This is a genomic window from Psychrobacillus sp. FJAT-21963 (assembly GCF_001420585.1).
GTDB lineage: Bacteria > Bacillota > Bacilli > Bacillales_A > Planococcaceae > Psychrobacillus.
The window spans coordinates 303,985-313,496 of record NZ_LJIY01000004.1; the positions used below are offsets into that span (position 1 = coordinate 303,985).

Genomic DNA, 9,512 nt, shown 5'->3' on the forward strand with positions numbered 1-9,512 from the left:
GAAATGTCGGAAGGTTTAAATTATGAATTTTTAATAGATACGTTTTTTGTTGCATTATCCGGTGTGCCAGTCACTCTACTCGTTACAGTTGTAGCATTGCTCATTGCACTCCCTGCAGGTTTTTTGTTGGCATTAACAAGAATCAATCAAGTACCTGTATTAAATAGAATTTCACAAGTATATGTATCTTTTGTTCGAGGAACCCCCATCATAATTCAAATTTTTATTGTTTATGCTAGCGTTCCGCTAATTCTAACTTCTCTGTTCGAAAAGTATCAAATTAACATAAAAGTATATGAAATTAATCCAATTTGGTACGCGTTTATCGTTTTTTCTTTTAGCACAACAGCAATTTTAATAGAGGTTTTCCGTTCTGCATTAATCACTGTAAATAAAGGTCAATTGGAAGCAGCGCAATCTGTTGGTTTAACAAATTTTCAGGCCTATAGACGAATAGTTATTCCGCAAGCATTAGTAGCTGCCTTACCTAACATTTGTACTGCAACTGTAAACTTAATCAAAGCTACTTCTCTCGGCTATGCCATGTCCCTACAAGAGATTACATTAAAGGCAAAAGTGGAAGCGAATGTTGGTTACAACTATGTGGAAGCATATATCGATATCTTTATCGTCTATATCATCCTTTGTAGCCTAGTAGAATATGGGTTCAAGTTATATGAAAAACGATTACGTAAGTATAAATACGCAAGTGCTTGATAAGGAGGCGTTCTAATGTTAGAAATTAAAGATATTCACAAGTCTTTTGGTAATAACGAGATATTAAAAGGGGTCGATTTGAAGATCGATAAAGGGGACGTAGTTGTCATTTTAGGACCGAGTGGTTCTGGAAAAACGACATTACTTCGCTGTATAAATTTTTTAGAAAAAGCAGATAGCGGCAAAGCAGCTTTTGGAGATTTACATGTCGATCTACATTCTGCCTCTAAGAAAGATATTCAAATAATTCGGCAAAAAACAGCTTTTGTTTTCCAAAATTATAATCTATTTAATAATAAAACTGCTTTAGAAAATGTAACAGAAGGATTAATCATTGGACGCAAAGTGCCAAAGGTTGAAGCTGTAGAGATAGGAAAGAAAGCACTAGATAAAGTTGGGTTATCGGATAAATACGATTCCTATCCAAGCCAACTGTCAGGTGGACAACAACAGCGTGTAGGGATAGCACGTGCAGTTGCATTAAACCCGGATATTATTTTATTCGATGAACCTACTTCAGCCCTTGACCCTGAGCTTGTTGGTGAAGTGTTAACTGTTATGAAAAACATTGCTAATGAAGGAACCACTATGCTCGTAGTAACACATGAAATGTCCTTTGCAAAAGACGTTGCTAAACGAGTTATCTTCATGGATGGAGGCGTCGTAGTTGAGGAAGGTACACCTCATGAAATATTCGTAAGTCCAAAAGAAGAGCGTACAAAAAAATTTCTAAAGCGTGTGTTACCAGAGGATTATACTTTTTATATTTAAATCTACATGTGAAAAATCAGCACCCTTGTCAACGGTGGGCCAATGTTCCGAAACTATCGTCCACTAAAATAAATAGAGTGGGATGAAGAAACCCCCTCTTCATCCCACTCTATTTATTTTTTAAGTGCAAAAGACAATCCATTATCAGAAAGTGCCTCTTGAAGCTTTTTAAAAGCATTCTGACCAATACCGTGCAACTCCATAATTTCTGCTTCAGAGTACTTCGATAATTGTTCCAAGGTTTCAATATTTGCCCCTGCAAGCGCTCGTTGCGCTGGCTTTGCTAGGATTTTTTGAAAATCACTATGGTTCGTCATTTCACTCTCTCCTCTTTGTGGAGGTTAACCCATAATATTGTATCCGGAATCCACGTAAACAACTTCTCCCGTTACGCCTCTTGATAGATTACTTAGAAGTGCAACCGTCATATCCCCTACTTCTTCCTGTGTTACATTTCGTTTTAAAGGAGCTGTTTCTTCTATTTTATGCAAAATTGTATTAAAAGAAGAAATACCTTTTGCCGCTAGTGTTCTAACTGCTCCCGCAGAAACTGCATTCACACGAATATTATTTTTTCCTAAATCCAACGCCAAATACTTAACAGAAGCCTCTAATGACGCTTTTGCAATGCCCATCACATTGTATCCTTCCAATACACGCTCTGCTCCTAAGTATGTCATCGTTACGATAGAGCCACCTTCTGTCATGAAAGGTGCAGCTTCTCTTGCTGCAGCAATAAGAGAGTATGCACTTGTATCCTGAGCAAATGCATAACCATCTCTAGATGTATTAATAAAATCACCTTTTAAATCTTCTCCATTAGCAAAAGCAACTGAGTGGACAACTCCATGTATTACTCCCACTTCTTTTCCAATCTGTTCAAAGGCTGCTTTCATACTATCGTCACTATTCACATCACATGCGACAACAAGTTTCGCTTCTAAATTATTATCTACTAATAACTTTTCAATTTTCCCTAAAGAACGTTCTTTACGATAAGTAAAAATGACGTTTGCTCCTACCTCATACAGTGACTTTGCAACTCCCCACGCAAGGCTTCGTTCATTCGCAACACCCATAACAACAATATTCTTATCTTTTAATTGAATTAAATCTCTCATATTTACCTCCAAATTATTATCCGAATATACTATACCTAATATTAGTACCTGTTACTAATTTAATCTTACCATATCTCACCCAGTTGTACTATCCTCTCTCTTATTTTCATTTCATTTTTGATGTTGTATTATTTCGCCTATTCATAGAAATCGGTGAAAAAAGTTTAGGATTGAATAAGATTTCTAAAAAAACAAAAATATCTTAGTTGCGATTTTCATATAATCTCGATAGCAAGTTTTTTCACAAAATATTCATAATTTAATTGACAAATGCAAACGCTTACAATATTCTGTATTATAATTAGAGAAAACGTTTTCGTAAAACGTTTTCCTAACTGTAGGAACAGGTGATAAATGTATGGAGAAATTAACGATTAAAGATATTGCGAGAGAGGCAGGTGTTTCGATAACAACAGTTTCACGTGTCTTGAATAATAAAGAAGAAGGAATGTCAAAAGAAACTCGAGAGAAAGTTCTGGCAGTAATGCAAGAAGCAAATTTCCAGCCAAATAAGTTAGCACGGGGATTAGTGACCAAACGCTCTAGTATGCTCGGTTTAATTGTGCCAAATATATCTAACCCCTTTTTCCCAGAACTTTGCAGAGGTGCTGAAGATGAGGCGAACAAAAGAAACTATAGTCTTATCATCTGTAATTCAGATGATCAATTGCAAAAAGAGGAAAATTATTTACGTTTGTTAAAGGAACAACAGGTAGATGGGATTCTTCTATCGAGTAAGAATAGATTATCACAAACTAGCAAAGTTCTATTACAAAGTGGCAAAGTTCCATACGTATTATTCGATCGTGGCGAAGAGGCAAACAAACAATCTGGTGTCTTTTTAGACAATGAAAGAGGTGGATATTTAGCAGGTAAGCATTTAACAGATCTAGGCCATACTCAAATCGCATGTATGACAGGCCCTTCCGAAATTCTTAACTCCCAACAAAGATTATCTGGATTTCAAAGAGCTTTAATGGAAGCTTCCATAGAGATTCCACCTTCGCTCATTTTAGTTGGTGGATTTCAGATGGATAAAGCATATCAAGTTGCAAAAGAATTTTTAAATAACAACACTGTAACAGCAATTTTTGCTGCAAATGATTTGATGGCTTGTGGTATTTATCAGGCAGCTCATGAAATAGGAATTCAAATTCCTGAACAACTATCTATAGTTGGCTTTGATGACATTTCATTAGTAAGTGCTTTAATCCCAAAACTAACGACAGTTAGACAAGACACATACGGAATGGGAAGAAAAGCAATCGAACTATTAATAAATGAGATAGAAAAAAAAGAATCTGAGGCTATAGTCTTTGAGCCTACATTAATCGTGAGAGAAAGTACGAAACAAATAAAATGAGGTGTAAATAAATGACCATACCTGTAATTATTGACTGTGATCCTGGGATAGATGACGTTATGGCACTAACTTTAGCCTTCGCACATCCGGAATTGGATATCAAATTAATCACGACAGAGCCCGGAAACCAAACGCAAGAAAAAACAATTAACAACGCACTTGCCTTTACCAGTTACATGAAAAGAGATATTGAGATTGCTAGAGGTTTAAATAATCCATTTTTTCGTAAACTCGAAATTGCTGATGACGTCCACGGCGAGAACGGACTTGGGGATGTCTTTTTCCCAGAACCGACTATTCGCTTAAGCAATCGAAATGCAATTGAAGCAATGAAAGAAACATTATTAGCTAGTGATGAAAAAATAGTTCTAATAGCTACTGGTCCCCTGACAAATGTGGGTGCCCTCTTAATAGCACATCCTGAAGTAAAATCAAAAATAAAATATATTTCCTATATGGGAGGAGCTGCTGTTGGGGGAAATATGACACCAACTACGGAATTCAATGTCTACGTTGATCCCCATGCAGCTGAAATTGTTTTTCAATCCGGAATTCCAATTGTGATGAGTGGACTAGATGTTACACATAAAGCTTTTGTCACATTAGAAGAGTTAAAGACTATCGAGGAAATTGGATCTGATTTTGCACATAAGGTAGTCAAGATGCTTCGTTTTTATGTAAATGCAGCAAAACAAACAGCTTTTCATGGACCAGATTTTGAAAAACGGATTCGTTTACATGATTTGTGTGCAGTATCTTATGTTCTGACACCTGAATTATTTGATGGGGATAATTGTTACGTTGCTGTTGAATTAGAAGGAAGACTTACAGCAGGAACAACGGTTGTAGACTATTCACAACGAACTGGGCTTCCGCATAATGTGAAAGTATTACATACGGTTCACAGAGAGAAGTTCGTAGAACAATTTCTGAACGCCGTTAAAATAATGAGCCGTCAAATCGGTTAAATATAACATAACAAAGGGGAGAAATGTATGAAACGTAGTTTTAAAGATGATTTTAATATGATGGCAATGTTACTAATTCCTATTGCTGTAGCTATTAATCTAGTAGGTTTCCAGTTAGCCAATGTACTTCGGTTACCTATTTTCTTAGACACTATTGGAACGATACTAGTGGGTGTAATTGCAGGTCCTTGGGTTGCACTACTAGCAGGACTTATAACAAACCTAATTAATGCTATTTTCAATCCGGTATATTTACCCTATGCATTAACATCTATGGCGATTGGTATCGGAGCAGGTTACCTTTCTAAATACGGATTCTTCAAAAACGTACCTAAAACCATTGTTTCCGGTATCATTATTACTTTTATAGCCGTAATTGTCTCTGCACCAATAACAGTTCTAGTATTTGGAGGAGCAACAGGAAATACCTCTTCCCTAATTACCGCTACTTTCTTAGCATCTGGGCAACAATTATGGACAGCAGTTTTTTCTTCCAGCTTTATCACTGAAGTAGCGGATAAGGTTGTTTCTGTATTAGTCGTTTACTTTATCGTTAAAGGTATGTCAGATCGCTATTTATCTAAAATGAATTATGGAGATTTATATATGAAGCGTAATAACAAGAAATGATTTCAACTCTTCTCGTTCAACTTGTTGATTAAACAATTTAACGGGAAGAGATTATTTTTACAAGGGGGCGTATTTTATTTGAAACAGAATCTTTTACTTCAACTTCATCCAATGACAAAATTCTATTTCTCTCTCTTTATTTTAGGAATAGTACTTATTATGCCTGGATATATTTTTGCCTTTACTATCTTCCCTGTTTTAGTACTAATTGCAATGCTTGCAGGTGTAACGAAAGAATTTCTTAATATTGTTTTAAAGGCATTATTAAGTGTATTAATCATCGTATTCATTATGCAAATGTTGTTCTACCCTGGTGAAAATGTACTTTGGGAATGGGGAATTTTTAAAATCAAACAAGAGGGATTGAATTATGGGCTATTATTGACATCTCGCATTCTCGCTATAGGATCTGCATTTATATTATTTTTCCGCATAACTGAGGTACGAGATTTTGTTAAGTCTTTAGAAGATAAGGGTCTTCCACCAATGGGAGCCTATGTGGTGTTATCAACACTTCAAATTATTCCCGAAATGCGTCGTCAAGCTAACACAATTATGGAAGCACAAAAAACTCGCGGTGTAGAAACAGAAGGCTCTTTACTTGTTCGCGCTAAAGCTTTTATACCAACACTAACGCCCCTTATTTTATCCTCAATAGCAGGAACCGAAGAACGAGCAATAACGCTTGAATCGCGTGCATTTTCAGCACCAGTAAAAAAGACAAGCCTACACCAATTAACTAAAAATACTGCAGACCGTGTTTTACCACTAATCTATTTACTAATCTTAATAGGTCTACTTGTATGGAGGTTTTTCTTATGACAGTAATGATTGATTTAAAAAATGTGTCTTATCGCTATCCAGTAAGCGATGATTTTGTATTAAAAAATGTGTCATTTTCAATAGAAAAAGGAAAATTTACAGCAATTATCGGTAATAATGGTTCTGGTAAAACAACACTTTGCAATACAATTCGCGGGTTCATTCCACATTTTTACAAAGGGGATTTAGAAGGAGAAGTTATCGTAGACAAAAAAAGAATGTCTGATTATCAATTAGGCCAACTTGGAGAAAAAGTAGGATACGTATTTCAAAATCCATTTATCCAAGTTTCTGGAGTAAAAGATAATGTATTCGAGGAAGTTGCATATGGCTTAGAAAACCTAGGCGTTCCTGTGGAAGAGATAAAAAAACGGGTCGAAGAAGTACTAACACTAGTTAAGATTGAGCATTTACGTGACAAAAATCCCTTCGATCTCTCAGGTGGACAAAGACAACGTGTTGCTCTTGCATCCATAATCGTTATGGATCCAGATATATTAGTCATTGATGAACCGACTTCCCAACTTGACCCTATTGGTACGGAACAAATTTTTGATATTATCCGATTAATGAAAGAGCGTGGCAAAACCATTGTTTTAGTCGAACATAAAATGGATTTAATCGCTGAATACGCTGATAATTTGCTTGTTATGCACGAAGGTGAGTTAGTAATGAATGGGCCTGTTCGTGAAGTATTTGCAAATCCAGCGTTTAGAAAGTATGAAATCCAATACCCACATGTGACGGAAATTGCACTACAACTACAAAACTTAGGGATGCCACTTTCTTTCCTCCCTGTACGTGATATAGAACTAGCTGAAGCACTAAATATGACTGGAGTGAATGAATATGACCGAACTTCACTTAAATAATGTAAGCTTTTCATATCCAGACGGAACAAAGGCACTTGAAAACCTTACTCTATCCATTGAAACTGGGGAGCGTTTAGCAATTGTAGGTCAAAATGGTGCAGGAAAAACAACTGCAGTAAAGCTTATGAATGGTTTGTTAAAACCTACGGAAGGTAACGTATTAGTTGGGGACTGGGATACGAAAGATCATACTACAGCGCAAGTTTCGAGGAAGGTAGGATATGTATTCCAAAACCCAGACGATCAAATATTCCATAATGATGTTGAATCCGAGGTCCGTTTTGGACCCAAAAATATGGGATTTGAACCCAACCGTGTAGATGAATTAACAGCTTGGGCGATGAAATTATGTGGCATTTCCGAATTTGCAGAAGAAAACCCATATAACTTACCTTATTCCGTTAGAAAGTTTGTAACAATTGCGTCTGTATTAGCAATGGATTCTGATATTATCATTTTAGATGAGCCAACTGCAGGTCAAGACAAGATTGGTTTGCAAATACTTGGTAATTTACTTCAAGCATTAGAAGAAAAGCAGAAGTCTGTAATCACCATTACCCATGACATGGAATTTGTAACGGACTATTTTACACGTATCGTTGTAATGGCGAACCGAAAATTAGTAGCAGATGACAATGCACAAATGGTTTTTTATAATGCAGACATTTTAGAAAAAAGCATGTTAAAACCTCCCGCTGTAGCTCAAATTGCGAAACTACTTAAATTTCCACCTGGAATTCTATCAAAGAGTCAATTAGTGGAAGTAATTTTAAAAACTCGTTAAGGAAGGAGTATAACAATTCATGAATATAACAGTTGTAGGGAGCACTAATATGGATCTTGTATACCTAGTTCCGCATATTGTAAAAGCAGGCGAAACGTTACACAGTACAAAACATGAGTTGTTTTTTGGAGGAAAAGGAGCAAATCAAGCTGTTACTGCTAGTCAGTTAGGAGCTAAAGTATATTTTATAGGTAATGTAGGTGCAGATAACTTCGGGGAACAAGTTAAGCAAAACTTACAAGCTAAAGGGGTAAATACTGATTCTGTCCAAAAAGTTGGGTTGACTGGGCAAGCAATAATTCAAGTAGCTGACTCTGGAGAAAACTCAATCGTACTATTTCCCGGAGCAAACTTTCTAGTTACAGCTGACCAAATCCATACAGATAGAAAGTTAATTGAAGCTAGTGACGTTCTCCTCTTACAGTTGGAAATTCCGATGCAAGCAGTTGAAATGGCTGCTGATATTGCTGCTAAAAAAAATGTACATATTATCTTAAATCCTGCACCTGCACAAAAAATAAGTGACTCTTTATTGAGTAAAGTTTCTATTTTAACACCTAATGAAACTGAGTTAGAAATACTTACTGGGTTAAAAACGGAAACCGAGGAAGACCTTTTCCATGCATGCTCACTATTACTTAAAAAAGGAGTAGATGCAGTTGTTGTTACGTTAGGAGAAAAAGGCTCCTATTATATGAATAGTAATGAATATGGATACGTAAAAACAAATGTGGTAGAAGCTAAGGATACAACTGGAGCTGGCGATGCATTTAATGGGGCATTAGCTGTAGGTTTATGTCAAGGAAGCTCATTAAAAGATAGTATCTCATTTGCAACAAAAATTGCGACGTATGTTGTTACTCAAATGGGAGCACAACCCACTATCCCCTCCTCCCTTCAAGTAAACAAAGGATGAAATCTATTCTCAATTTATTAATTCTTTATGGGGTTCTGAATTTTAATTGCAGAAATAGCTTTAAGTTTTAATTAAACAACTAGTTTTTTGTACTTAACTATCTGTTTTTTTTGCTGAACCATCCGATTCTTTGGCTTAGCCATTAATCTTAACAATTCCATCACAAAAGCCGACTATTAGCCAATAGTCGGCTTTTTTTTAGCTTTTCTTTTTATCCAAAGAGTCATTATTATCTATTTTAAATTCATCTGCTACTTCGTCTACGATATCTTTAGTTGAGTTTTTAAATTCTCTTAACGTTTGTCCAACTGCCTTACCTAATTGAGGTAGTTTTGATGGACCGAATACGATTAGGGCAATTACTAAAATGATTATTAAACCTGGTACTCCGATGTTTGGCATGGTACTTCCTCCTGTTAGCAAAAGAAATGTGTAGTATTTATCCAGCGGCAATTTATACATAAATTAGTTGTTTTGTATCACTAACACAATATACCTTTCTTGTTTAATTGTAAATAGATGAGAATTTAAATGTAATTTCAGAAAAA

At 35.8% G+C, this 9,512-nt stretch carries 12 protein-coding genes; 9 read left to right on the forward strand and 3 right to left on the reverse strand.

The window, feature by feature from the left end; translation table 11 throughout:
• Positions 1 to 3: 3 nt before the first annotated feature.
• Both AN959_RS12300 and AN959_RS12305 read left to right on the forward strand, forming a co-directional pair.
• A complete protein-coding gene (locus tag AN959_RS12300) occupies positions 4 to 717 on the forward strand; it encodes an amino acid ABC transporter permease (RefSeq protein ID WP_056831126.1) in 714 nt (237 codons plus the stop codon).
• A 15-nt stretch (positions 718 to 732) separates the two neighbouring features.
• Positions 733 to 1,488: an amino acid ABC transporter ATP-binding protein gene (locus tag AN959_RS12305; protein WP_053591494.1), complete on the forward strand. Its 756-nt coding sequence runs from the start codon at positions 733 to 735 to the stop codon at positions 1,486 to 1,488.
• Between the two features lie 113 nt (positions 1,489 to 1,601).
• Here the strand turns inward: AN959_RS12305 and AN959_RS12310 are convergent, their stop codons facing one another.
• Positions 1,602 to 1,805, reverse strand: a complete 204-nt coding sequence (locus AN959_RS12310) for a DNA-directed RNA polymerase subunit alpha C-terminal domain-containing protein (RefSeq protein ID WP_056831128.1) — start codon at positions 1,803 to 1,805, stop codon at positions 1,602 to 1,604.
• A 24-nt stretch (positions 1,806 to 1,829) separates the two neighbouring features.
• A complete protein-coding gene (gene fabI / locus AN959_RS12315) occupies positions 1,830 to 2,609 on the reverse strand; it encodes an enoyl-ACP reductase FabI (protein ID WP_053591492.1) in 780 nt (259 codons plus the stop codon).
• Positions 2,610 to 2,967: 358 nt separating this feature from the next.
• Here fabI and AN959_RS12320 point away from each other — a divergent pair, with 358 nt between their 5' ends.
• The 7 genes from AN959_RS12320 to rbsK all read left to right on the forward strand — a co-directional run bounded on the left by AN959_RS12320 (position 2,968) and on the right by rbsK (position 8,964).
• Positions 2,968 to 3,972: a LacI family DNA-binding transcriptional regulator gene (locus AN959_RS12320; RefSeq protein WP_056831129.1), complete on the forward strand. Its 1,005-nt coding sequence runs from the start codon at positions 2,968 to 2,970 to the stop codon at positions 3,970 to 3,972.
• An 11-nt stretch (positions 3,973 to 3,983) separates the two neighbouring features.
• Entirely contained in the window at positions 3,984 to 4,940 is a 957-nt protein-coding gene (locus tag AN959_RS12325) for a nucleoside hydrolase (protein ID WP_056831131.1), read from the forward strand.
• A gap of 27 nt (positions 4,941 to 4,967) precedes the next feature.
• Entirely contained in the window at positions 4,968 to 5,570 is a 603-nt protein-coding gene (locus AN959_RS12330) for an ECF transporter S component (RefSeq protein ID WP_053591489.1), read from the forward strand.
• Positions 5,571 to 5,648: 78 nt separating this feature from the next.
• The gene (locus AN959_RS12335; RefSeq protein ID WP_253278915.1) at positions 5,649 to 6,392 is read left to right on the forward strand and encodes an energy-coupling factor transporter transmembrane component T; all 744 of its coding nucleotides are present in this window, start codon (positions 5,649 to 5,651) and stop codon (positions 6,390 to 6,392) included.
• The gene (locus tag AN959_RS12340) at positions 6,389 to 7,264 is read left to right on the forward strand and encodes an energy-coupling factor ABC transporter ATP-binding protein (protein ID WP_156350787.1); all 876 of its coding nucleotides are present in this window, start codon (positions 6,389 to 6,391) and stop codon (positions 7,262 to 7,264) included. Before AN959_RS12335 ends, AN959_RS12340 begins: the two co-directional genes overlap by 4 nt.
• Positions 7,242 to 8,048 carry an energy-coupling factor ABC transporter ATP-binding protein gene (locus AN959_RS12345; RefSeq protein WP_056831133.1) on the forward strand — a complete coding sequence of 269 codons (807 nt, stop codon included), beginning with the start codon at positions 7,242 to 7,244 and terminating at the stop codon, positions 8,046 to 8,048. Before AN959_RS12340 ends, AN959_RS12345 begins: the two co-directional genes overlap by 23 nt.
• Positions 8,049 to 8,067: 19 nt before the next feature.
• The gene (gene rbsK, locus AN959_RS12350; RefSeq protein ID WP_056831135.1) at positions 8,068 to 8,964 is read left to right on the forward strand and encodes a ribokinase; all 897 of its coding nucleotides are present in this window, start codon (positions 8,068 to 8,070) and stop codon (positions 8,962 to 8,964) included.
• 198 nt (positions 8,965 to 9,162) lie between these two features.
• On the opposite strand, the gene tatA is transcribed toward rbsK, so the two are convergent.
• Positions 9,163 to 9,366, reverse strand: coding sequence for a twin-arginine translocase TatA/TatE family subunit (tatA, locus tag AN959_RS12355; RefSeq protein WP_056831137.1), 204 nt, complete (start codon positions 9,364 to 9,366; stop codon positions 9,163 to 9,165).
• Positions 9,367 to 9,512 lie beyond the last annotated feature (146 nt).

Excerpts from the sequence above, each read along its gene's own strand:
- AN959_RS12320 (WP_056831129.1), top strand. The coding sequence starts at position 2,968 with ATGGAGAAATTAACGATTAAAGATATTGCGAGAGAGGCAGGTGTTTCG.
- AN959_RS12300 (WP_056831126.1), top strand. The coding sequence starts at position 4 with ATGTCGGAAGGTTTAAATTATGAATTTTTAATAGATACGTTTTTTGTT.
- AN959_RS12340 (WP_156350787.1), top strand. The coding sequence starts at position 6,389 with ATGACAGTAATGATTGATTTAAAAAATGTGTCTTATCGCTATCCAGTA.
- AN959_RS12325 (WP_056831131.1), top strand. The coding sequence starts at position 3,984 with ATGACCATACCTGTAATTATTGACTGTGATCCTGGGATAGATGACGTT.
- fabI (WP_053591492.1), bottom strand. The coding sequence starts at position 2,609 with ATGAGAGATTTAATTCAATTAAAAGATAAGAATATTGTTGTTATGGGT.
- AN959_RS12345 (WP_056831133.1), top strand. The coding sequence starts at position 7,242 with ATGACCGAACTTCACTTAAATAATGTAAGCTTTTCATATCCAGACGGA.
- tatA (WP_056831137.1), bottom strand. The coding sequence starts at position 9,366 with ATGCCAAACATCGGAGTACCAGGTTTAATAATCATTTTAGTAATTGCC.
- AN959_RS12330 (WP_053591489.1), top strand. The coding sequence starts at position 4,968 with ATGAAACGTAGTTTTAAAGATGATTTTAATATGATGGCAATGTTACTA.
- rbsK (WP_056831135.1), top strand. The coding sequence starts at position 8,068 with ATGAATATAACAGTTGTAGGGAGCACTAATATGGATCTTGTATACCTA.
- AN959_RS12310 (WP_056831128.1), bottom strand. The coding sequence starts at position 1,805 with ATGACGAACCATAGTGATTTTCAAAAAATCCTAGCAAAGCCAGCGCAA.
- AN959_RS12305 (WP_053591494.1), top strand. The coding sequence starts at position 733 with ATGTTAGAAATTAAAGATATTCACAAGTCTTTTGGTAATAACGAGATA.